Source organism: Aquitalea sp. ASV15, from assembly GCF_016429115.1.
GTDB classification, from domain to species: domain Bacteria; phylum Pseudomonadota; class Gammaproteobacteria; order Burkholderiales; family Chromobacteriaceae; genus Aquitalea; species Aquitalea magnusonii.
The window spans coordinates 1-321 of record NZ_JAELTZ010000165.1 but is presented as its reverse complement, the minus strand read 5'-3'; the positions used below and the strand labels follow the sequence as shown (position 1 = coordinate 321).

Annotated in this window: 1 protein-coding gene; it reads right to left on the bottom strand. The window is 59.8% G+C overall.

The features are described from left to right. Positions 1-321 (bottom strand): amidohydrolase family protein (locus tag JHD64_RS22540; RefSeq protein ID WP_199055644.1); only part of this gene is annotated, 321 nt, incomplete at both ends.

The following is a 321-nucleotide window of genomic DNA, read 5'->3' as shown; positions in this document are numbered from 1 at the left end:
TGGTCAGCAGGTCGATGCCGGGCTGGTGGTAGACGCAGGTGTCAAAGAAGATGTTGTTGAGCAGGTGGTCCTTGAGCAGCGGCTTTTTCATTTCCTGCGCCAGCCCGCGGAAGCGGCCCCAGTGGTACGGCACTGCACCGCCGCCGTGCGGGATGACAAAGCGCAGCGTGGGGAAGTCGCTGAACAAATCGGAAGTCAGGCATTGCATGAAGGCGGTGGTGTCTGCGTTCAGATAATGCGCGCCGGTGGTGTGGAAGGCGCAGTTGCAGCTGGTGGACACATGCACCATGGCCGGGATGTCGTACTCCACCATTTTTTCGT